Origin of the sequence: Vibrio breoganii (assembly GCF_001677275.1) — a bacterium.
GTDB classification, from domain to species: domain Bacteria; phylum Pseudomonadota; class Gammaproteobacteria; order Enterobacterales; family Vibrionaceae; genus Vibrio; species Vibrio breoganii.
In genome coordinates, this window is sequence record NZ_CP016177.1 from 2,367,203 (window position 1) to 2,389,997 (window position 22,795).

At 45.5% G+C, this 22,795-nt stretch carries 24 protein-coding genes and 1 other RNA gene; 9 read left to right on the top strand and 16 right to left on the bottom strand.

Annotated elements, in window-relative coordinates; genetic code table 11:
* Positions 1–6: 6 nt before the first annotated feature.
* The 8 genes from era to rpoE all read right to left on the bottom strand — a co-directional run bounded on the left by era (position 7) and on the right by rpoE (position 7,239).
* Positions 7–993, bottom strand: coding sequence for a GTPase Era (era, locus tag A6E01_RS10895; protein ID WP_017027180.1), 987 nt, complete (start codon positions 991–993; stop codon positions 7–9).
* The gene (gene rnc, locus A6E01_RS10900; protein WP_017027179.1) at positions 986–1,663 is read right to left on the bottom strand and encodes a ribonuclease III; all 678 of its coding nucleotides are present in this window, start codon (positions 1,661–1,663) and stop codon (positions 986–988) included. The genes era and rnc overlap by 8 nt, the downstream gene beginning before the upstream one ends.
* Before the next feature lie 9 nt (positions 1,664–1,672).
* Positions 1,673–2,569 carry a signal peptidase I gene (gene lepB / locus A6E01_RS10905; RefSeq protein WP_065210216.1) on the bottom strand — a complete coding sequence of 299 codons (897 nt, stop codon included), beginning with the start codon at positions 2,567–2,569 and terminating at the stop codon, positions 1,673–1,675.
* A gap of 95 nt (positions 2,570–2,664) precedes the next feature.
* A complete protein-coding gene (gene lepA, locus A6E01_RS10910) occupies positions 2,665–4,458 on the bottom strand; it encodes a translation elongation factor 4 (RefSeq protein WP_065210217.1) in 1,794 nt (597 codons plus the stop codon).
* A gap of 111 nt (positions 4,459–4,569) precedes the next feature.
* Entirely contained in the window at positions 4,570–5,064 is a 495-nt protein-coding gene (locus A6E01_RS10915; protein WP_017027176.1) for a SoxR reducing system RseC family protein, read from the bottom strand.
* A 10-nt stretch (positions 5,065–5,074) separates the two neighbouring features.
* Positions 5,075–6,022, bottom strand: coding sequence for a sigma-E factor regulatory protein RseB (gene rseB / locus A6E01_RS10920; RefSeq protein WP_017032806.1), 948 nt, complete (start codon positions 6,020–6,022; stop codon positions 5,075–5,077).
* Positions 6,019–6,636 carry an RseA family anti-sigma factor gene (locus A6E01_RS10925; RefSeq protein ID WP_065210218.1) on the bottom strand — a complete coding sequence of 206 codons (618 nt, stop codon included), beginning with the start codon at positions 6,634–6,636 and terminating at the stop codon, positions 6,019–6,021. The genes rseB and A6E01_RS10925 overlap by 4 nt, the downstream gene beginning before the upstream one ends.
* 24 nt (positions 6,637–6,660) lie before the next feature.
* Complete coding sequence (gene rpoE, locus A6E01_RS10930) at positions 6,661–7,239, bottom strand: RNA polymerase sigma factor RpoE (protein ID WP_017027173.1); 579 nt, start codon at positions 7,237–7,239, stop codon at positions 6,661–6,663.
* 386 nt (positions 7,240–7,625) lie between these two features.
* On the opposite strand from rpoE, the gene nadB reads away from it, so the two are divergent.
* On the top strand, positions 7,626–9,257 hold the full coding sequence (gene nadB / locus A6E01_RS10935; RefSeq protein ID WP_017027172.1) for an L-aspartate oxidase: 1,632 nt from the start codon (positions 7,626–7,628) through the stop codon (positions 9,255–9,257).
* A gap of 85 nt (positions 9,258–9,342) precedes the next feature.
* Here nadB and A6E01_RS10940 read toward each other — a convergent pair whose 3' ends face one another.
* A complete protein-coding gene (locus A6E01_RS10940; protein ID WP_017027170.1) occupies positions 9,343–9,606 on the bottom strand; it encodes an FAD assembly factor SdhE in 264 nt (87 codons plus the stop codon).
* A gap of 190 nt (positions 9,607–9,796) precedes the next feature.
* Between A6E01_RS10940 and ygfZ the strand changes: the two genes are divergently transcribed.
* From ygfZ to A6E01_RS10955, 3 genes are all read left to right on the top strand, one after another.
* Positions 9,797–10,735 carry a tRNA-modifying protein YgfZ gene (gene ygfZ / locus A6E01_RS10945; protein ID WP_065210219.1) on the top strand — a complete coding sequence of 313 codons (939 nt, stop codon included), beginning with the start codon at positions 9,797–9,799 and terminating at the stop codon, positions 10,733–10,735.
* On the top strand, positions 10,736–11,215 hold the full coding sequence (locus tag A6E01_RS10950; protein WP_065210220.1) for an aminoacyl-tRNA deacylase: 480 nt from the start codon (positions 10,736–10,738) through the stop codon (positions 11,213–11,215). It abuts the gene before it with no gap.
* A 314-nt stretch (positions 11,216–11,529) separates the two neighbouring features.
* Positions 11,530–11,736 (top strand): DUF1107 domain-containing protein, encoded by a 207-nt coding sequence (locus tag A6E01_RS10955; RefSeq protein ID WP_017027167.1) that lies wholly within the window; start codon positions 11,530–11,532, stop codon positions 11,734–11,736.
* A gap of 51 nt (positions 11,737–11,787) precedes the next feature.
* On the opposite strand, the gene A6E01_RS10960 is transcribed toward A6E01_RS10955, so the two are convergent.
* Genes A6E01_RS10960 through A6E01_RS10970 form a run of 3 tightly spaced genes read right to left on the bottom strand, consistent with a single transcriptional unit; the run spans position 11,788 to position 14,750 of the window.
* Positions 11,788–12,990, bottom strand: coding sequence for an FAD-dependent 2-octaprenylphenol hydroxylase (locus tag A6E01_RS10960; RefSeq protein ID WP_065210221.1), 1,203 nt, complete (start codon positions 12,988–12,990; stop codon positions 11,788–11,790).
* Positions 12,991–12,998: 8 nt separating this feature from the next.
* A complete protein-coding gene (ubiH, locus tag A6E01_RS10965) occupies positions 12,999–14,156 on the bottom strand; it encodes a 2-octaprenyl-6-methoxyphenyl hydroxylase (RefSeq protein WP_017027165.1) in 1,158 nt (385 codons plus the stop codon).
* 27 nt (positions 14,157–14,183) lie between these two features.
* Positions 14,184–14,750: a YecA/YgfB family protein gene (locus A6E01_RS10970; protein ID WP_017027164.1), complete on the bottom strand. Its 567-nt coding sequence runs from the start codon at positions 14,748–14,750 to the stop codon at positions 14,184–14,186.
* Between the two features lie 289 nt (positions 14,751–15,039).
* On the opposite strand from A6E01_RS10970, the gene zapA reads away from it, so the two are divergent.
* From zapA to serA, 5 genes are all read left to right on the top strand, one after another.
* Positions 15,040–15,330: a cell division protein ZapA gene (zapA, locus tag A6E01_RS10975; RefSeq protein ID WP_017027163.1), complete on the top strand. Its 291-nt coding sequence runs from the start codon at positions 15,040–15,042 to the stop codon at positions 15,328–15,330.
* Positions 15,331–15,362: 32 nt separating this feature from the next.
* Positions 15,363–15,547, top strand: a non-coding RNA gene (gene ssrS / locus A6E01_RS10980) — 6S RNA.
* Position 15,548: 1 nt separating this feature from the next.
* Positions 15,549–16,136: a 5-formyltetrahydrofolate cyclo-ligase gene (locus A6E01_RS10985; RefSeq protein ID WP_065210222.1), complete on the top strand. Its 588-nt coding sequence runs from the start codon at positions 15,549–15,551 to the stop codon at positions 16,134–16,136.
* A gap of 81 nt (positions 16,137–16,217) precedes the next feature.
* On the top strand, positions 16,218–16,874 hold the full coding sequence (gene rpiA / locus A6E01_RS10990) for a ribose-5-phosphate isomerase RpiA (protein WP_017027161.1): 657 nt from the start codon (positions 16,218–16,220) through the stop codon (positions 16,872–16,874).
* A gap of 207 nt (positions 16,875–17,081) precedes the next feature.
* Positions 17,082–18,311 (top strand): phosphoglycerate dehydrogenase, encoded by a 1,230-nt coding sequence (serA, locus tag A6E01_RS10995; protein WP_017027160.1) that lies wholly within the window; start codon positions 17,082–17,084, stop codon positions 18,309–18,311.
* Between the two features lie 76 nt (positions 18,312–18,387).
* Here serA and A6E01_RS11000 read toward each other — a convergent pair whose 3' ends face one another.
* The 4 genes from A6E01_RS11000 to A6E01_RS11015 form a co-directional block, all read right to left on the bottom strand.
* Complete coding sequence (locus tag A6E01_RS11000) at positions 18,388–19,080, bottom strand: oxidative stress defense protein (protein ID WP_065210223.1); 693 nt, start codon at positions 19,078–19,080, stop codon at positions 18,388–18,390.
* Positions 19,081–19,192: 112 nt separating this feature from the next.
* Complete coding sequence (gene mscS / locus A6E01_RS11005; RefSeq protein ID WP_102322193.1) at positions 19,193–20,014, bottom strand: small-conductance mechanosensitive channel MscS; 822 nt, start codon at positions 20,012–20,014, stop codon at positions 19,193–19,195.
* A gap of 264 nt (positions 20,015–20,278) precedes the next feature.
* On the bottom strand, positions 20,279–21,355 hold the full coding sequence (fbaA, locus tag A6E01_RS11010) for a class II fructose-bisphosphate aldolase (RefSeq protein WP_017027157.1): 1,077 nt from the start codon (positions 21,353–21,355) through the stop codon (positions 20,279–20,281).
* Positions 21,356–21,486: 131 nt separating this feature from the next.
* Entirely contained in the window at positions 21,487–22,650 is a 1,164-nt protein-coding gene (locus A6E01_RS11015; RefSeq protein WP_017027156.1) for a phosphoglycerate kinase, read from the bottom strand.
* Positions 22,651–22,795 lie beyond the last annotated feature (145 nt).

Here is a 22,795-nt window from a genome sequence, read left to right on the forward strand (position 1 = left end):
TAATCTTTATAGGTCATCCATGTAGCCCAATGAACGAAGTGCTCGCTCATCGTCAGCCCAACCAGATTTGACCTTAACCCAAGTCTCTAGGTAAACCTTGCGACCAAATAACTCTTCCATATCTAAACGAGCTTCTCGTCCGATGGTTTTTATCTTGTCACCACCCTTACCAATGACCATTTTCTTCTGGCCACTACGCTCAACGAGGATCAGAGCGTTAATGTGGAAACCATCATTATCAGGGTTGTAATCAAAGCGTTCGATTTCCACAGTCACTGAGTATGGTAGCTCGTCACCAGTGAAACGCATTAATTTCTCACGCACGATCTCTGAGGCCATAAAGCGCTGAGAGCGGTCTGTTACGTACTCTTCAGGGAAGTGGTGAGTCGCCTTTGGTAGGAAGTCACGAACGTGCTTGCGCAATACGTCGGTGTTCTTGCCTAGTTTTGCAGAGATAGGCACCACATCAACGAAGTCCATCTTCTGCGTCATCTCTTGCATGTGCTGCATGACAAGGTTGCGGTCTTGTACTTTATCAACCTTATTCACACACAATACAACAGGGAAGTTTGCCGCTCTTAGCTTGTTTAGCACCATCTCATCATCAGCAGTCCAGTGGGTGCCATCGACCAAGAAAAATACCAGGTTTACATCACTCAAGGAACTGTTCGCTGCGCGGTTCATCAAACGGTTGATCGCGCGCTTTTCTTCGATGTGAAGCCCTGGGGTATCCACAAAGATAGCCTGAAAATCACCGTCAGTGTCTACACCCATAATACGGTGACGAGTTGTCTGAGGTTTACGCGAGGTAATCGAGATCTTCTGACCAAGGATATGGTTAAGAAGCGTTGATTTACCTACGTTAGGTCGACCCACAATAGCGATAAAGCCACAGTGTTGGTTGTCCACAGAGGTTGCTTTTTCTTGGTTGTGCGAAGCAAAGTACGCATCAAGGTCGATACCTTGATCTTCTGGCTGATCGTGATTAGACATTAGTTAATTTCTCCAACGCAAGTTCAGCCGCAGCTTGTTCAGCTTTGCGACGACTGGTGCCTTTACCCGTAAAAGGTCTTTCTACACCTGATACTACGCAATCAACGGTAAACTCTTGGTTGTGAGCCTCACCCTTAATCTTAGTTACGTCGTAAGTCGGTAAGGGCTTACGACGACCTTGCAAGAACTCCTGAAGACGTGTCTTAGGGTCTTTTTGCGATACACCAGGTTCTATCGCCTCAAGGCGACTCATGTACCAGCTAAGAACAATCGCTCGCACTGGCTCTGTACCGCTGTCTAGGTATATAGCTCCGATAATGGCTTCTACCCCATCTGCAAGGATAGAGTCACGACGGAATCCGCCACTCTTCAACTCACCTGGACCTAATTTTAAGTAGTCTCCGAGTTCAAATTCACGCGCGAGTTCAGCCAGAGTTTTACCTCTTACCAATGTGGCACGCATTCGACTCATGTCACCCTCGTTTACCTTAGGGAAACGGTGGTACAAATCATCTGTGATGACAAAACTTAAAATTGAATCGCCCAGAAACTCCAGTCGCTCATTATGTTTGCCATTGGCGCTGCGGTGGGTCAGCGCCAAGTTCAGTTTATCTAAGTCATTGAATTTGTATCCAATGCTCTTTTCTAATCTAGCTAATTGAGAAGTCATACTCTCTGATTACTCTATGCCGCCAATGCGGTTTAAACGGATACCGGTTGGAATCCAAGATGGCAGGAAGCTGTCGTCACTGCGATCAAACTCAAAGCTCACCCATATTCCAACTGCTTTACCAACTAGGTTGGCTTCGGGAACAAAGCCCCAATAACGGCTATCTGCGCTGTTATCACGGTTGTCACCCATCATGAAATAATGCCCTTGTGGCACAATCCATTCACGAACACCAGCTCTAGGCTGATACGCCGCTACGTTATCCTGACGCAGTGGATTCACCAATATTTGGTGCTGATGTTCACCCATGGTTTCGTCTAGACGAATCAATGGGATGTTATTTTGTATAAACTCACTTTCCGTATAGTTGATTAGAGGCACTGGCGTACATTGCTTCTCACCACTTGGCTTAATACAAAGTTTCTTATCTTGAGTATAGCGAACCGTATCACCCGGCAAGCCGATTACTCGCTTAATGTAGTCAATGTTTGGTTGAGGTGGGAATTTAAAGACCGCTACGTCACCGCGCTCTGGCTTGCCCGTTTCAACTAACTGGTTGCGCCATACAGGGTCTTTCAAGCCGTAAGAGAATTTCTCAACAACGATGAAGTCACCAATCAGCAAGGTTGGCATCATAGAGCCCGATGGGATCTGAAAGGGTTCGTAGATAAACGAACGCAATACCAACACGAAGGCGATCACAGGGAAAATAGAAACACTGTTCTCAATCCACCATGGCTGATGAGCAATCTTAGCCTTGGTTTTATCGTCCAAACCCGTTGTTTGAGCCTCAACCTCTGCCACCTTGGCCGCTCTTTTCTTTGCCCAAACGAACTTTTCTAGAGCGTAGACAATACCAGTAACCAAAGTCACACAGACTAGGATTAGTGAAAACGTATTAGCCATTGAAATCCCTTAAATTTAACTGTTTCTAAAACAACGAAAGTGAAAGGGTCATTAACCCTTTCACTTTGTAATTCTTACTTAACCATTTTTAATGGTTAGTCTTTGCCTACGTGAAGAATCGCTAGGAAGGCCTCTTGCGGAAGCTCAACGTTACCGATTTGCTTCATACGCTTCTTACCTTCTTTCTGCTTCTTCAAAAGCTTTTTCTTACGACTTATATCACCACCGTAACATTTAGCGATTACGTTTTTACGCAACTGCTTAACGGTTGAACGAGCGATAATATGGTTACCAATTGCCGCCTGAATAGCAATATCAAACATCTGGCGAGGAATGAATTCCTTCATTTTCTCAACCAACTGACGACCGCGTGTTTGCGAGTTGTCTTTATGAGTGATGATAGCCAATGCATCAACGGTATCGCCATTAAGCAATACGTCTACACGCACCATGCTTGACTCTGCGTAGCGGTGGAAATTGTAGTCTAGAGATGCATAACCACGTGATGTTGATTTTAGACGGTCAAAGAAGTCTAGTACCACTTCTGCCATTGGCAGATCGTAAGTAAGAGCAACTTGATTTCCGTGATAAACCATATCAACCTGAATACCACGCTTCTCAACACAAAGGGTAATAACATTACCTAGGTAGTCTGATGGTACTAGGATGTTACAGCGAGCAATAGGCTCACGGATCTCTTCAAGATCATTTACCGCTGGTAACTTCGCTGGACTATCAACGTACAGTAAATCACCACTGGTCTTAACCACTTCGTATACTACCGTTGGTGCCGTAGTAATAAGGTCTAGATCGTATTCACGCTCTAGACGTTCTTGGATAACTTCCATGTGAAGCATACCCAAGAAACCACAGCGGAAGCCAAAGCCTAGCGCGGCTGAACTCTCTGGCTCATAGAACAATGACGCGTCGTTTAGGCTCAATTTACCTAGTGCATCACGGAAGTTTTCGTAATCGTCAGAGGATACAGGGAATAGGCCCGCGTAAACCTGTGGTTTCACTTTTTGGAAACCAGGCAGTGCTTTTTCACAGCCGCCTTTAGCGTGAGTTAGGGTATCGCCTACTGGCGCACCTAGGATGTCTTTAATACCACAAACAACCCAACCTACCTCACCGGTGTTCAGTTCTGTTGTATCAAGCTGTTTTGGCGTAAAGATACCGATACGGTCAATGCCCCAAACTTGGCCTGTACTCATTACTTTGATCTTGTCGTTCTTCTTAAGCTTACCGTGTTTTACACGCACTAGAGATACAACGCCAAGATAGTTATCAAACCATGAATCAATGATCAGCGCTTGCAGAGGTCCTTCAGGATCACCTTCTGGCGCTGGAATAGAGCTAACGATGGTCTCAAGAACTTCATCAACACCGACGCCTGTCTTAGCAGAACAGCGAGTTGCTTCCATCGCATCAATACCAACGATCTCTTCGATTTCTTCTGCGACACGCTCAGGATCAGCGGCTGGAAGGTCAATCTTATTCAAGATTGGCACTACCTCTAGATCCATTTCGATTGCGGTATAACAGTTAGCTAGCGTCTGCGCTTCAACGCCCTGGCCTGCATCAACCACCAGCAAAGCACCTTCACAGGCCGCTAGAGAGCGAGAGACTTCATAAGAAAAATCCACGTGTCCTGGAGTATCGATGAAGTTCAGCTGATAGGTTTCCCCATCATTTGCTTTGTAGTCTAGAGTCACACTCTGAGATTTGATCGTGATGCCACGCTCTCTTTCAAGATCCATAGAATCAAGAACTTGCGCTTCCATTTCGCGATCACTAAGGCCTCCACAAACTTGAATCAGGCGATCTGATAAGGTGGATTTACCATGGTCAATGTGGGCAATAATCGAAAAGTTACGAATGTTCTTCATAGTAAGGTGCGGTTAGACTCATACAAAATTGAAAGGGAAAATGATGGTTTTTTCATCATCATTTTGCTCAGGTTGGCAGATTCTACCCAATTTCAGCGCTTGCCGCTATCTTCATTTTACTTCTAATTGTTGGCCTAGGGTACGAATCAGAGTTACTTGTTGTTCTGCGTCATGATTAGTTTGTCGGAGTTTGGCTTTCACAACCATCCCACTCAACAAGGCAAAACCGGCTCCAAAGAGTATACTTACCCATTCTTGGCCATTGAACATGACCTCAGAAATCTCAGCACCAATCACAGCACCAAGGAACAAAAACAATAGAGGAACGAGATAAACTAAGGCTGCAGCAGACAGCAAGGCTTTTTCTGGTAGGCCAATCTCTACGATGTCGCCTTCTGAGACCTGTACAGGTGTTGTCAGCGACCAAGCGTGTTGTTTATTGCCAATGGCTTTGGTGACTTGACCTGTGGCACAACTGGATTTAGAGGCGCAGCTGTTGCAACTGGTCTGTTGCTCACAGGATAGATCGACTTTAAAAAGTTTAGCTCGTGAGTTGGGTGACGCTACCTCTGTCACCCTTGTCACTTGAGCCAGTGCGTTCATCATGATCAGTTACCTAATGAAAAGTCACTGATTGTAATATACGTTGCGCAGTACTAGGAGGAATATCTCCCACTACAATTATTTCATGCTGATTCACTACAGCACTTTGCAGAGTACGTCTGCCCTGCCTGACAAGCTGACGCTTCAACGATAAATCATCTTCAGGGGCAACATAGATAGAAAACTGAAACAAGCCATCTGAATAGATCTGGCTCTCTACCATTCGGTCTGAACCAAACAAGGGATGACTTTGCATCTTCTTGCTTTCAAAACCTCTAGGCATCCAATCGGCACTCCAGGAGATCTCATCAACACTACTGTCTGGCAATGTCACCACATCTGGCAGTGTTGCTTGCTCTAAGCTCTTCATGATTGGGATAAGATGATCGGTCACAGAGTAAGACACCGTTCGATATTGCTCTAGGATTTCGCCATCTCTGTCAATCAAATCGGCTCGAAGAGGTAGGGCTGATTGTTCATCAATCCACACGATGTACGAATATCGTTGCCCGTCTTTAGGCACAACACGCACAACTTGAGTCGGGGCTCCCGCTTCACGAGCACGACCAACCTTAACAAAGTCGTAGTAGTCTTTTAAACGCTCGGTATCGACACGGAGCATAGGCATTAACGGCGCGACCATTTTATCTGACGCAATCGTGAAAGGGTCGATACCCGGTTCGATATAACTGACTTGATCGCCTCTACGAATCACTTCTCGCACAGGACCACTCAAATACATGAGTTGGGCAAATCGCGTGTCGTTATCATTGGCTTGGCGATAGACCAAAGGCTCAATACTGCTCTTTCGAATCAACACATACGACATCTCATAATTGAGGGTATCGCTAGCATCGCTCATCTTGTGGAGAAGAGCCTCAGCAGGATTATCTTCTGCTAAGGCTAAAGGAGAGGCTGTTAAGCTGAGCAGCGCTAAAGCGCTGGCCAGAAATTTCTTCATTTGACTTCCGTTTCTACGTCAGAGTTCGTTTCGCTATGGTTAAGGCGAAGCTGCAACTCATAGTCTTGCAACACAGTGTTAATGCGGCGACGTTGCTCTGCAATTTGCTCATCCTGTGGCGAAACCTTGTTCGCATCAGTTTTTGCACGCACAGAGTCACGAGTTAAGCTTACTGGCTCAACACTACCCGCCATAGGGATAGTCTGCAGAACAGGAAGGGTTTCCGCTACCTGTGAAGGCTGTCCATCAACACTACCACCGTACTGTTGAACCCCTAGAATGACCGCAAAGGATACACAAGCAGCGACCGCTACTTGACTAAATTGGGTTAGCCATTGAGGGAGGCCTTTTTTAGCCTTAGTCGGCGCAGGTTGCTCTTCGAGCATTGGCTGAACCTTGTTTGAGTGAGCTGGCTCATCTTCAAGGGCAAGGGCCACTCGGCTGGCGATATCCCAGTTAGGGTTATCCGGAGCGTCCCCTCGCATCACATCACCAATCAGATGGTAGTTCTGCCACGTCTGTTGAGCATCCTTCTCATTTTCCACCTCAGAGATCAGGCCGAGGTCTACCGACTCGCCATCCATCAAAGCTGAGATTTTCTCTTTGTTAGACATTACTTTCACCATTGTGATTATCTTCTAACGCTGAAGAAGCGGTTGCATTTTTTTCTCTACCGCTTCTCGAGCTCTAAATATTCGCGAACGAACTGTGCCCACAGGGCAATCCATAACAGCTGCGATCTCTTCATAACTTAATCCATCAAGTTCTCGCAACGTCATAGCGGTTTTCAGGTCTTCTGGTAGTGCTTCAATTGCATTGAAAACTACCTCCTTCAATTCATTCGACAACGTTAAGTTTTCTGGGTTCGATATTTCTTTTAGCGCATTCCCAGTTTCTAAGTATTCGGCGTCCTCAGCGTCTACGTCAGTAGCAGGCGGCCTGCGTCCTAGTGCGACAAGATGATTTTTAGCCGTGTTCACCGCAATGCGATATAGCCAAGTATAAAATGCACTTTCTCCCCTAAAATTAGGGATAGCACGATACGCCTTAATAAAGGTCTCCTGCGCCACATCGGCTACATCGCTTTGATTATTCACGTATCGAGAAATCAAGTTACACACTTTATTCTGATATTTAACTACCAGAAGATTAAAGGCTTGCTTATCTCCATTTTGAATGCGCTCAATCAGTACCTGATCGGTCAACTGCTCGTTCATTCGAGCTTTTACTCCTATGTTCAGCTCTCATCTTCTCAGATATGAGTTTTTTCAGTGCATAATGTATTATTGACAGCACCAATTACTTGAGCACTATTGTGACTCAATCAAAGTACAAAAGTTCATTTTGATTAAGGTTTTTTTAAAACTTAGTCAAAAATGTGATGTACTAGGCGCTTGATAGCCAATTAGAAGCGAACTTCAGTCTAAGGTTAGAACTGTTGATGCAGCGCAATGCTTTGCGCGACAAGTAGTAGTCGAATAGTAGCACCCTAGTACCCGGGTGGGTTAAGAACACGTCAAAAACTATAACATTAAGCGAGTGTTCGGCTAGGGGTTAATAGTTAGCGCATAGGCTAACAGACAACAAAGGAAACAACGTCTCAATGAATTCAATCTCTCAGCATCAATGTGATGTACTGGTTATAGGTAGCGGTGCAGCTGGGCTATCTTTGGCTCTTCGTGTTGCCAAAAAATCCAAGGTTATCGTATTAAGTAAAAGTCTAAGTCGTGAAGGCGCTACCTTCTACGCACAAGGCGGCATCGCTGCCGTATTCGATGAAGCGGACACTATAGAGTCTCACGTTGATGACACTTTAATTGCCGGCGCTGGCCTTTGTGAAAAAGACAAGGTTCAGTTTATTGCTGAAAACGCCAAAAAGTGTGTCCAATGGCTCATCGATGGCGGTGTTCCATTTGATCAAGAAGAGTCCGACGATGACGATGATACGCCTCGCTATCACTTAACTCGTGAAGGTGGACACAGTCACAGACGTATTTTGCATGCGGCAGATGCCACGGGAATGGCCATGCAAACCTCTCTTCAAGAGAATGTCCTTAACCACCCAAACATTACAGTGTTAGAGCGACATAACGCCGTCGATTTAATCACTGAAGATAAGATTGGTGGTGATGCACAAAAAGTTGTGGGCGCATATGTGTGGAATCGCGATTCAGAACATGTAGAGACGATCGCAGCTAAGTTTGTCGTGCTGGCGACAGGTGGCGCTTCGAAGGTGTATCAATACACCAGTAACCCTGATGTGTCTTCTGGCGATGGTATAGCCATGGCATGGCGCGCAGGATGCCGTGTTTCGAACCTTGAATTCAATCAGTTCCATCCAACGTGTTTATTCCACCCTGAAGCGCGAAACTTCTTATTGACCGAAGCGCTTCGCGGTGAAGGGGCGTACCTTCTAAGACCTGACGGTTCGCGCTTTATGCCGGACTTTGACTCTCGCGAAGAGTTGGCACCACGCGATATCGTTGCTCGCGCTATCGACTTTGAAATGAAACGCCTAGGTGCCGATTGCATGTACCTCGATATCAGCCATAAATCCGCTGATTTCATCACTAAGCACTTCCCTACAATTCACATGCGTTTGCAAGACCTTGGACTTGATATGACCAAGGAACCCATCCCGATTGTTCCTGCGGCACACTACACCTGTGGTGGTGTAATGGTGACCCCAGAAGGCCAGACAGACGTTAAGCAATTGTATGCCATAGGCGAGGTAAGCTATACCGGATTGCACGGCGCAAACCGCATGGCGTCGAACTCTTTACTTGAGTGTGTGGTGTATGCATGGTCTGCAGCGAAGAGCATTCTTAAGCAACTGGACCAAGCTGAAATGCCCGATAACTTGCCATGCTGGGATGAGAGTCAGGTATGTAACTCTGATGAAGAAGTTATCCTTCAACACAATTGGCATGAGCTAAGGCTGTTCATGTGGGATTACATGGGCATAGTCCGCACCGACAAGAGGCTTGAGCGCGCCCTGCGACGCATTCAGCTCCTGCAACAAGAAGTAAACGACTACTACAGCAACTTCCGCGTCTCAAACAACCTACTTGAGTTACGTAACCTGTTGCAAGTCGCGGATCTGATGGTTCGCTGTGCGATGGAGCGAAAAGAGAGTCGAGGCCTGCACTACACCCTGGACTACCCAGAGATGCTAGAAGAAGCTAAGCCGACCATCTTGGTGCCTAACCGTTCAGATAAAAGCTACCCAAACTGATCAAAACACTCTCATTTAGAGTAAAGACTAAAAAGGCGCTCATTGAATGAGCGCCTTTTCTATAAATGCTGTTCGTGCCGCGAGCTTAAGAGCGAACCTTACTCAGGTTATGCGCAACGACTTTATCAATCATCGAAGCTAACGCTAAGTTTTCACTGCGACCATGACCCATCACCCAAGTAAATAGATCCGGATCATCACACTCTAATAGCGCTACAAAATCCTTCTTTTCTTGGTCGGTCAGCCCGTCAAAGCATTCTTCAAAGAAGGGCATAATAACAACGTCCAACTCCAACATACCGCGTCGACACGCCCATTTAATACGTGCTTTTTGCTCTGGTGTGTACATGCGTTACCTCAAAAATAAATCATTCCTTTTGCCCGAGTGTACCAGTCCCGCCAAACTGTAACTATTAGCTTAATCACAGCTTGCAGCTTACATCCGATGATTTATCGACCTTAGGGTTGAAATTGCATCCTTAGACATACACATCAATAGTGATTACCATATACCCAACGACTTAGCTCAAGGAATCACTATGAGTGCAACATCTTCTGTTTCTTTACACTTGCCTTCACTCGCATGGACTTCACTCTCTGACTGGCAAGCTATCGCAGTAACCGGTGCGGACAGCAAATCTTATCTTCAGGGTCAGGTAACCTGTGATGTCGTCCAATTGGACGCTGAGCGTTCTACCTTAGGTGCTCACTGCGATGCTAAAGGGAAAATGTGGAGCCTGTTTCGACTGTTTCATCACAATCAAGGTTACGCCTTATGGCAGCATAAGTCGGGTATTGAAACCGCCCTACAAGAAATAAAAAAGTATTCGGTTTTTTCAAAGGTAGACCTTGAGCTGTCATCGCAAATCAGTATTGGTGTGCTCGGCGAACAAGCTGACAGCTTTATCGACTCTATTACTGACGGACAAGGGGATGTGCGTTCTATCGCTTCTGGCAGCGCGATAAAAATTGATTCGCAGCGCTGGCTATTGCTGGTTAATGAAGATGAACACGAAAGTCTAAAGCCACAGTTGCAAAACGCCGAAGAGATCAGCGCTGATGCGTGGGACTATGTTGATGTGGTTAATGGTATCCCTCGAGTGATTCAATCTCAGCAAAACACCCATATTCCTCAAACATTGAACCTGCAAGCACTCGACGGCATTAACTTTGAAAAAGGCTGTTACACCGGTCAGGAAACCGTTGCCAGAGCCAAGTATCGCGGGACAAACAAAAAAGTCATGCGCTTACTGCAAGGCACAGCAAACGAGAACGTTGCTTTCACCTTTGAGCGTCAGGTGGGCGAAAACTGGCGTGGTGCCGGTGAAGCGATCGCGCAATATCGCAACCAACAGGGTGAGGCTTTGGCATTGATTGTCCTTAACAAGGACATTGAGTTTGATACTCAGTTTAGACTGGCTGGCGACACCACTAACACTTGGTCTTTGGTGGAACTGCCCTACGATATCGAACAGTAAATGCTAGAAACTGCGGTCACCCAGTTTTTACAAAGGAATGGAGTGGGTTTCACTATGTTGCCCCACTCTACTCCTGCTATCTCCATTGACGATGCAGCCAAACAGCGAGGTATCTCCTCATACATCATGTTAAAAACGGTGTTGCTGAGAGATATGGGCGGTAAGCTTTTCTTGGCGTGCATACCTGGAGATCAGCAAGTCGATCCTAAAAAGGTTCGCGCACACTTCAACTGCCGGCGCACAACCTGCGTCAATGCAGAGGAGGTGGCTCATATCACTGGCTTTAAGCCAGGCACTTTAACTCCTCTAATGCTCCCTGAATCGATTACGGCGATCTTCGATCACTCTGTTTTGCAGCTCGCAGAAGTCACCATCAGTAGTGGTAGCGATATGGCTGGGATCATGCTTCGCACCGAGGACGTTCTGAAGTTTTGTAAGCCTCAGTTTTCACACATCACAAAAGCTATTAACACCCCATAAATCCGCATTTCCTCCCTGCACATTAACACTTAGTTACACCTACAATTCTATTGGCTAGAACTTTTTCAGCAATTTCACGGTCTATATGAAGGTAAATGCAGTTTATAGGCGACAAAGTCAGTACTTAAACCTATACAAACCTAGATGGACACCATTTAAATCTGAGCTAAATCGCAAAATCAGTTTAAAACATCAGATCAGATGAGCGTTCTGTTTATTAATCCAGTTGCATCACAATTTCGTAGAAACAAATAACCTATAATCGTTCTCGCCATGGAGGCAGAGAATAAATAAAAATTAGAAAGGGTTCAGAAATGAGACTGTTTAAGCGTTATGTTCCTAGCATGATTGCAAAACACGTAAGTAGACTATTCAAGGGAAGAATTTATATTTACGGCGTCGGTAAGTTTGAGTTTGATAACGGGAAGTTAATCCTTCCTCATCACGCTGAAGAACGTCACTTCAAAACAGTAAAAGAAGTGAACGTCGAAGTGAAAAGACTGCGAGCTTGCTACATTTAGTTGGCTAAAATAAAGGAGGCTCTCGCCTCCTTTTTTTTATTTCAAGTTTTGCTATTTGGCTAGCCTAGGAAGGTCTCCCTTCAAGCCTAAAGCATGCTTCATTACTTCATTCTTTACGCCCGGTAATGTCCCAGCAAGATTCATCCCTACGCCGCGCAGTAATTTCTTTAACGGATCGCCTCCGTTAAACAACTCTTTAAAGCCCTGCATACTAGAGATCATCTTCACCGCTTCAGTTTTTCTCCAGCGCTCAAAATGACGCAAATTGGCGTAATCACCAATATCTTTGCCTGTGTTCCAGTATTGTTCGATTTCTTGGGCCAAGGTTGCCGCATCAAGAAGGCCAAGGTTAACGCCCTGTCCTGCCAGAGGGTGGATCGTATGCGCTGCATCACCAATCAGAGCCACTCTGTTCTTTGCAAAGTCTCGTGCATAGCGCATCTTTAAAGGAATGGCTTGTCTGGTGGTTAAGTGCTTAACCTGACCTAAGCGCATATCAAAATCGACTGCTAATTGCTTGCAGAAGTCTTCCTCTGACAGCGCCATTAACTGCTGAGCTTTATCTGTAGTTTGTGACCAAACGATAGAGCACAGATTCGGTTCATGAAGAGGTAAGAAGGCTAATGGGCCGGTTTCGGTAAAGACCTGTCTTGCTATACCATTATGGGGCTCCGCCATTGTCACATTGGTCACGATGGCAGTGTGGTCATAGTCCCACTCAGTCAACGGGAAGTCTTGCTGTTGGCGCACCCATGAATTCGCTCCATCAGCGGCAACCACAAGCTTGGCGGTCAAGTTCAGGCCATTATCAAGGGTTAACCACGCTTCTCTTTCTCCTACCGCTAAGTTAGAGCACTTATTGGGCTGGAAGAGGCTGACGTTTGGCAATTGCTTCACTTGTTCAACAAGGAAGTGCTGGATAATCTGATTCTCAACAATATACCCAAGGTTCGTTTCATGCAGGTCTTTGGCCGAGAAGTCTATCTTGGCAAAGGTATCTTTTTCCCATACTTGCATGGCTGAATAGGCGGTGCAGCGATGATGAGCAATACCCTCCCAAGCCCCCAGTCTTGCTAGAATTTTTTCACTGGCACGGCTCAATGCTGATACGCGAGAAGTGGCTAACGGAGTAATCTCGTTGGGCTCGTTGCTTTCAATAATCGCAATTCGAATATCGGTTTCTTTTAAGGCCAGGGCAAGCGTCAATCCAACCATGCCGCCACCAACAATCACCAAATCTACATTTTTCATCATTCTGTGTTCTACACCAGTCCTAGGCTACGATTTTTAACCGGGCCTTGCATGGAGGGGGCTATATCAAAAATAGCGAGCCCTAGATTTCGAGCGACCACCATAGGCAGCCATTCATTTGAAAATATTCTTACCAAAGAAGAGGTCATAGTGCAGGTCGCTTCGCGATCTTGTTCACGAAGGCACTTAAACTCCGCCAAACAAGCATACTCACCACTATCTGTGTATTTAGTAGCGACATCAACCAGTGTTGCTACATCGCGAATACCAAGGTTAAAACCCTGCCCTGCTATGGGATGAAGCGTCTGAGCCGCATTGCCGACAAACGCCACGCGGTGATGAGTCAGGCGATCTCTTTTGTGTAGTATCAAAGGATAACTGGCAAGGCTTCCCACTTTATTAAAGCGACCTAAGCGCCAGCCAAACTCTTGTTGTAGTTCAGATAAAAATTGCTCTTCATTCCAAGATAAAGCCTGCTGCAACATAGACTCTGTCATGCACCACACCAATGACATACGATTGTCTGCCATTGGTAATAACGCCACAGGGCCATGAGAAGTAAAACGTTCATAGGCTCGATTGTGATGCGGTTGTTCAAGTTCAATATTTGCTATCAACGCATGCTGCTCGAAATCATCCACAGATTTGGACACATTGATAAGCTCAGCCACTTTGGAATTTGCACCATCCGCCGCTACGACAAGCTTTGCACTCAGCGTTGTTCCTGAGCGAAGAACCGCTTCAACACCCTCTTGATGCTGAATAAGTTGCTCGATTGCATCAGGACAAAAGAGATCGATGTTGGGATCTAGCTGCAGCTTTTCTCGATAGACTGCGCCTACATCAGCGAGTTCGACCACAGAACCGAGCAACTCTTTGCCCAGTTGCTCTGCATCAAACCCTGTTTGCGCAAAGTGACCACGGTCCGATACATCAATAGATTTAATTGCGGTAGCCTTCGGCTGGATGTCATCCCAAAGCCCATAATGGCGTAATAGATCGACACTGCCTAGTGAAAGGGCAATGGCTCTGGAGTCAAACCCAGGGTGCTTTGAAGAATCGGCAATCGCTTCTACTACAGCTACTTTTTTATTTGCCATGCGACTCAATGCCAGAGCTAACGTTGCCCCGCTCATCGCACCACCAATCACCACCACATCGTACTGCAAAGCAAACTTCCTTATTGTATCGCGCGATTAATGAACTGTTTTCGTTTCAGGCTTTGCGGGCTTTGTGCCCAGCTCAGCGTGAACCGTTAACGCACAAACTTTAACATGCTCTAGCACCTGCTCCAGCAGAACCGCCTGTTCCTCTAGATCATCTTCAGGGTCAACTTCTAACTTTGCGATCTCTAGCAAGTCTTGAAGTGCCTCTTTGGTTTGCTCACTGGCTTTGTTTACCTGTGCATCTATCAAGCCTAACCCTGATACAAAGTGGCTTACCCATTCACTCAATGCCCCTGAGTACTCAACGATATTGCTGTCTACCGGCAATAAAATACTTAATTCAAAGTTGTCATCAGCCAACTCTTCTCGAGCGACCTTTAAGGTCTGCTCTGCGAGAGCCAAACATGCCATCGGCCAGCCCATACCGTCATTGGTGTAGTCAAACAACAGTGCTTGCCATGCATCACTGTCTTTCGCTAATCCACCACTTAACATACCAATAAGTAGGCCATGCATCTCTGCTGGGGTCACGGCAATGCCGGCTGTTTTAAGTTCATCAGCAACGGATAGGTAATTAGGTAAAGAGGTTTGGCTCATAAAAGGGTGTCCTAAATGGGAGTAATGTGGTTATCTTATCATTTGGTTAAGACTCGATACAGACGCAAAACTAGACTCAGCTCTCTCATTTTTCGTATCAATCACATCTAGGTTATACTGAGAATGTCGAGCAATTGAGCAAATTGCTCTGTTTCTAGCTAGTTGAGCCCCCTATCTCTCGTACATGAGCGGAAAAGCTTGAATCTTAGTGGGGGTTTTTCTATAGTTTCTTGCCTAAAGGTGCACTGGACGCACAAGGCTTTTTTGGAGCGGTAACGAGTTGTCGAGCATGAGCAATCAAGCAGTTGAAGTCGAAATTTTAGGTAAGATTACTCGCGTTAATTGTCCAACGGGCAAAGAGGGTGCTTTACGTCAAGCAGCGCAAAATCTTGATCAGCGCATCAAGGATATGGCTGAGAAGACAAAAGTCGCCAATACCGAAAAACTTCTAACTATCGCAGCGCTTAACGTTTGCTACGAATTACTAGAAAAAGAAATTTCTTCTGAAATTCAGCATGATATCGAGCAACGCTTAGAACTACTCGATGGCAAGCTAGACAAAGCTCTAACTAAAGAGTAACAATACATAGCCAAGTGGATGGCAGAATTAAAATTACCCTGGGGTGTGCGTCAGCTGGATTTATGTCCCTGAGCCGATAAGCAATCCTTAAGGGTTAGTACTTGATGGCTATTGAGCAAGCTCGACTCGTATCGAGAAGCCTACGGTCAACATTGCTGATCCGCCTTGAACCAGCTGGTTCAAGGGCCAAAATCCGCAACGGCACTCTGGGGTCCCTCATGCAATCACTCATCACTCGTAGTGACATTCGCAAACACATCCGCACGCTTCGTGTGGCACTCACTGAATCAGAACAACACTCAGCAGCCTCTCAATTAGTGACTCAGTTTCGCCAACTACCTGAACTGGCAAGCGCCAAAAATGTAGCCCTGTATCTCGCCAATGATGGCGAAATAGATCCAAGCCTAGCCATACAATGGTGCTGGAAGAACAACATCAACACTTGTATCCCTGTACTTCATCCGTTTTCTAAAGGGCAGCTACTGTTTCTTCGTTTCACCGCAAACACCAAGCTCATTCCCAACAAATATGGCATTCTTGAGCCCAAATTATCGGTGACGGAAATCGTACCGGTGGCCGATTTGGATATCATCTTTACGCCGTTAGTGGCCTTTGATACTCGGGGGCACAGACTAGGAATGGGCGGTGGATATTATGACCGCACCTTAACTCCCTTTATTGATAGTCCCACTCCAAAGCCGATAGGTATCGCACACGAATGCCAACAACTCGAGAAGTTGCCGAGCAAGGACTGGGATGTGCCATTGGACAAAATCATTACTCCAAGTAAAACCTGGAGTTGGTAATCCCCCCTTGTCGATTCAAATATTCTATCAATGAGTATATAATCGCGACGACCCCCTTTACCTCTTATCTGGAGAATCAGAATGACCCAAGATGAAATGAAAAAAGAAGCTGGTTGGGCAGCGCTTAATTACGTTGAACCTGACACAATCGTCGGTGTTGGTACGGGCTCTACCGTAAACCACTTTATCGACGCCTTGGGTACCATGAGCGATAAAATTAAAGGGGCAGTATCAAGCTCTGTTGCATCTACAGAGAAACTTGAGCAACTGGGCATTAAAGTGTTTGATTGCAATGAAGTTGCCTCTTTAAGTGTCTATGTTGATGGCGCTGATGAAATCAATGCGGATAAAGATATGATTAAGGGCGGCGGCGCTGCACTGACTCGCGAAAAAATTGTTGCCGCTATCTCAGAGAAATTCGTGTGTATCGTTGACGGCACCAAAGCGGTTGATGTGCTGGGTGAGTTCCCTCTTCCGGTTGAAGTTATCCCTATGGCACGCTCTTATGTGGCGCGTGAGCTAGTTAAATTAGGTGGTGACCCTGTCTATCGTGAAGACTGCATCACAGACAACGGCAACGTGATCCTTGATGTGTACAACATGAAGATCACTAACCCTAAACAACTTGAAGATCAGGTGAACGCTCTACCTGGTGTAGTTACCGTTGGCCTATTTGCTCATCGCGGTGCGGATGTGGTTATTACAGGCACGCCAGAAGGCGCGAAAATTGAAGAATAAGATATAGTTTTTAGCTATTAATGCATAGCTAACCACTTGATTTTGCTATTCAAATGAAAAAGCAGAGGCTCAAAAGAGCGTCTGCTTTTTTTTTATTGTAATTTTCTTACCCAAATTGTTCTTTTTTTGATAATTTAGAGAGAGTTCACTTTTAGAAAACGTTTGCTTTTCGAAATTAATTTACCCATATGTTAAGGAATAACCGTTATGACCAGAGTCTCTTTACACAAAGATAAGATAAAAATCTTGCTTCTTGAAGGTCTGCACCCTTCGTCAGTTGAAGTGTTAGAGGCGGCAGGTTACTCCAACATTGAATACCACAAAGGCTCAATCTCGGAAGAAGAGTTAATAGAAGCGATAAAGGATGTGCATTTCGTCGGTATTCGCTCTCGCACTAACCTAAATGAGCGCGTATTGGCTGCGGCCAACAAGTTAGTTGCTATCGGTTGTTTCTGTATCGGTACAAACCAAGTTGACCTGAATGCAGCGGCGGCTAAAGGCGTGCCGGTATTCAACGCACCATTCTCTAATACTCGTAGTGTTGCTGAATTAGTGCTGGGACAAATCTTATTACTTATGCGTGGCATTCCAGAAAAGAACGCCCTCGCCCACCGTGGTATCTGGAAGAAAAGTGCAGACAACTCTTACGAAGCTCGTGGAAAGCGTTTGGGTATCATCGGCTACGGTCATATCGGCACCCAGCTAGGTATTATCGCTGAAAACCTTGGCATGCGAGTCTACTTCTATGACATTGAGAACAAGCTTTCACTAGGTAACGCGACCCAAGTACAAACGATGGCTGAACTACTCAACAAATGTGATGTTATCAGTCTGCACGTGCCTGAAACCCCAGGAACCAAAGATATGATGGGCGCTAATGAGTTCGCTCTAATGAAGCCTGGCGCTATCTTTATCAATGCGGCACGCGGCACAGTTGTTGATATCCCAGCACTGTGTGCTTCACTTGACTCAGGCCACCTTGGCGGCGCAGCTGTGGACGTGTTCCCTGTAGAGCCAAAAACCAACGCTGACCCATTTGAATCTCCACTAATGCAGTTTGATAACGTTATCCTGACTCCGCATGTGGGTGGTTCAACACAAGAAGCTCAAGAGAATATCGGTGTAGAGGTTGCTGGAAAGCTAGCGAAATACTCAGATAACGGTTCAACGCTTTCAAGCGTGAACTTCCCTGAGGTATCTTTGCCACAACATCAAAGTGCTTCTCGCTTACTTCACATCCATGAAAACCGTCCAGGTGTACTAACACAAATCAACACCATCTTTGCGAGCGCCGGCATTAACATCGCAGGTCAGTATCTACAAACAAACGGTGATCTTGGTTATGTGGTTATCGATGTTGAAGCTGAGCGTTCAGAAGAAGCATTGGCAAAACTTAAAGAGATCGACGGTACTATCCGTGCCCGCCTACTTCACTAAGCTGTTGTAAAGTATAAAAATACAAAAGCCCCTGTAGCGAATATCGTTACAGGGGCTTTCTTCTCTCTGGTGTTCACTACTTCAGTTTATAAACTACCTGCACTCTATCTTTGATCACTATGGTTGCATCTTGATAGCTATTTGAGCGCTCTGACGCATCCATAGCCATACTTCTAGAAAGCATAGGTCTAACTTGTGGGGATTGGTAATTAACCTGCCACACGCCTTCTAAGGTCTTATCAAAGCCTTCAGCTACTGACTTTGCTTTTGCTTGTGCGTCTTTAATGGCTTCACTACGGGCAATGGCTTGATACTTCGAAGGATCTTTTACGCTCAGCTGTACTTGATCGATACGATTGATGCCTGATTCCAGTGCTACATCAAGTAACTTGGGTAAAGATGTTAATTCATCAACGGTCACCCTCACTTGCCTAGAGGCTCTATAACCCTTTTGTTCTGGCTTGGCATTTTTCGGATAATGCATTTGAGGCATGAGTTGGATGTTACCACTTTGAATATCTTCTCGAGAGAGTCCCGCAGTTTGTAAACTGGCAAGGAACTTATCCACCACTGAATCAACCTCTGATTTCGCTTCTTCAGCACTGTCCTTGATTGCCACTACCTGTACTGAAAATTCCGCCATATCTGGTTCGGCAAGAACCTCTCCATAACCGGTCGTGCTTAAGTGAGGGAAGTCGAACGACTGCGCCTGCGCACTGACAACCCATATCGATAAAAGCGCACCAAACATCAACTTGACCATTTTCATATTACTCTCCATTTGCTGTTTCTTTTTTGACTACTCAAAGCGCAGAAGGTTGCACATGCCCATAAACGAAAAAGCGCGCCATCAGGCGCGCTATATAAACTATCAATATCGATTACGACTCGACTTTGTTGAGATGTACATCCATTTGCGGGAATGGGATCTCGATACCATTCTCATCAAGCGCAATCTTAATGGCTTGGAGGGTATCAAAGTACACATCCCAGTAATCTTCTGTACGACACCAAGGGCGAACGACGAAGTTTACTGATGAGTCTGCAAGAGCAAGTACACCAATCTGGATACCCTTGTCTTTTAGAAGACGCTCGTCGGCTTCAAGAGTCTGACGGATAACCTGCTCAGTCTTCTTAAGGTCTGCGCTATAAGAGACGCCGATGATATGGTCAACACGTCGCGTTGCATGCCTTGAGTAGTTGGTAATAGGACTGCCAATTACGCCACCATTAGGCACTACTACCATTTTGTTATCTGGGGTAGTCAGCACTGTTTGGAAGATCTGAATAGAATCTACAGAACCTGCAACACCGCCTACCTCAACATAGTCACCCGATTTAAATGGACGGAAAGCGACAATAAGAACGCCTGCTGCAAAGTTTGATAGTGAGCCTTGCAATGCAAGACCAACCGCTAAACCTGCGGCACCAATGACAGCAACAACCGATGCCGTTTGAACCCCTAAACGTCCAAGGGCAGCAATCAGAACAATAACAAATAATAGATAACGAACTAAAGCATGAACAAAATCAACGACCGCTTTATCCATACGACGTTTTTCAAGCATCTTGGAGACGCTATTAGCGACCATCTTGGTAACGATATTACCGATAAACAGGATCAGTACAGCGGTAATAATATTCACAGCATAACCAATCAACAAATCAGAGTTATTGGTTAGCCAGGTATGCGCTTCCTGCATCCCTTCGTGAAGGGCATCGACGCTTGGGACTTCTGGTACTTCAGGGGTTTCTTGTGACATTGTAAGTTTCTCTTCCGTAATAAAGTGTTACAACTGAAATGCGACAGCATCATACTTGTGTATGTGCATTTTAGGTCAGGTATCTGTTAAAACTCAGCTTCCTGCAAATTATAAGAATAACACTAAAAAACTATAGTACAGAAGACAAAAAAAACCCGCTATAAAAGCGGGTTTTTCTAAATTAATTAATAAGTTGCAAACTTATTACAGTACGTCAACCGCGTTAAGGTCAGCAAATGCTTTCTCAAGACGAGTAACCATAGAAGCTTGACCTGCACGTAGCCATACGCGTGGATCGTAGTACTTCTTGTTTGGTTGGTCTTCACCTTTAGGGTTACCGATTTGACCTTGTAGATAATCACGGTTTTCAGCTTCGTAAGAACGGATGCCGTCCCAAGTAGCCCACTGTGTATCAGTATCGATGTTCATTTTGATAACACCGTAGCCGATAGACTCTTTGATTTCTGCTTCAGAAGAACCAGAACCACCGTGGAATACGAAGTTTAGAGCGTTAGGTGCGATACCGAACTTCTCTGCACAGTATGCTTGAGAGTCACGTAGGATAGTTGGAGTAAGAACTACGTTACCCGCTTGGTAAACACCGTGTACGTTACCGAAAGATGCTGCGATAGTGAAACGAGGGCTGATAGCGCTTAGTTTCTCGTATGCGTAAGCAACGTCTTCTGGAGAAGTGTAAAGCTCAGATGCGTCCATGTCAGAGTTATCTACGCCGTCTTCTTCACCGCCAGTACAACCTAGTTCGATTTCTAGAGTCATGCCTAGTTTAGCCATACGCTCTAGGTACTTAGCACAGATTTCGATGTTCTCTTCTAGAGACTCTTCAGAAAGGTCAATCATGTGAGAAGAGAATAGAGGCTTACCAGTTTGAGCGAAGAACTCTTCACCTGCGTCTAGTAGACCGTCAATCCAAGGAAGAAGTTTCTTAGCTGCGTGGTCAGTGTGAAGAATAACTGGCACACCGTAAGATTCAGCAACAGCGTGCACGTATTTAGCGCCTGCAACAGCACCAAGGATTTGAGCACCTTGACCTTCTAGTTTCACGCCTTTACCAGCGAAGAAACCAGCACCGCCGTTAGAGAACTGAACTACTACTGGAGCTTTAGCTTTAGCCGCAGCTTCTAGTACACCATTTACAGAGTCTGTGTTTACAACGTTTACCGCTGGAAGAGCAAATTTGTTTTCTTTTGCTACTTCAAAAACTTTTTGAACGTCGTCGCCAGAGATAACACCTGGTTTTACAAAATCGAAGATCTTAGACATGGAATAAGTCCTATTTTCTGTCGTTTAGTATTAAATTGCACTTTTGCAAAGATTAAAAAACCTTGCTTACAACGCAAAGCATTGTAGCAAAATTAACAAAAAGGCGAGAACAAAGTCCTCGCCTTAAAAAATTACGCTTTTGCGCGCTCTTCTAGCATAGCAACTGCTGGAAGAACTTTACCTTCTACAAACTCAAGGAAAGCACCGCCACCCGTTGAGATGTAAGAAACGTCAGCCTTGATACCGAACTTGTCGATAGCTGCTAGCGTGTCACCGCCACCTGCTACAGAGAAACCTGCAGAGTCAGCGATTGCTTTAGAGATACCCGCTGTACCCGCTTCGAAGTTTTTAAATTCGAATACGCCTACAGGGCCGTTCCAAAGGATAGTTTTTGCATTGCCGATGATTTCAGCAAGTGCTGCAGTTGAATCTGGGCCAAGGTCGAAGATCATGTCGTCGTCTTGAACTTCAGAAACATGCTTGATTTCAGCTTCTGCGTTTTCGTCAAATGCTTTTGCACATGCAACGTCAGTCGCAACTGGAATTGCACACTCTTTCATTAGTTTCTGAGCCGTTTCAACTAGGTCTGCTTCGTATAGAGACTTACCTACGTTGTGGCCTTCAGCTGCGATAAAGGTGTTTGCGATACCGCCACCAACAACAAGTTGATCAGCAATTTTAGAAAGTGACTCAAGAACAGTCAGCTTAGTAGATACTTTAGAACCGCCTACGATAGCAACTAGTGGACGCTCAGGGTTATCCATTGCTTTGCCAAGAGCTTCAAGCTCAGCAGCAAGTAGAGGACCAGCACAAGCTACAGGAGCGTGAGTACCTACACCGTGAGTAGACGCTTGCGCGCGGTGAGCTGTACCAAATGCATCCATAACGAAGATGTCACAAAGAGCAGCGTATTTCTTAGATAGCTCTTCTTCGTTTTTCTTCTCGCCTTTGTTGAAACGAACGTTCTCAAGAACAACTAGCTCACCAGCGTTTAGTTCAAGACCTTCTAGGTAGTCTTTCGCTAGTTTAACTTCGCAATCTAGTGCGTCGTTTAGGTAGTTTACTACTGGTAGTAGTGAGAACTCTTCTGCGTATTCGCCTTCAGTTGGACGACCTAGGTGAGAAGTAACCATTACTTTAGCGCCAGCTTCTAGGCAACGCTTAATAGTAGGAAGAGATGCAAGGATACGAGCATCAGAAGTTACTTTACCGTCTTTTACAGGAACGTTTAGGTCGGCACGGATAAATACGCGTTTACCTGCTAGTTCCAGGTCAGTCATCTTGATTACAGACATTGTTAGTCCTCTAAGGTTTTAATTTAAAAACTTTCCACCTGCCCTCGCAACCTGCAAGCACAAGCGTTCGAAATCCATCTAATGTAAGCTTACATTGGGCCGTTTGTTTAATAGTTCAAGAGCTAGAACAAAAAAGCTACTGATT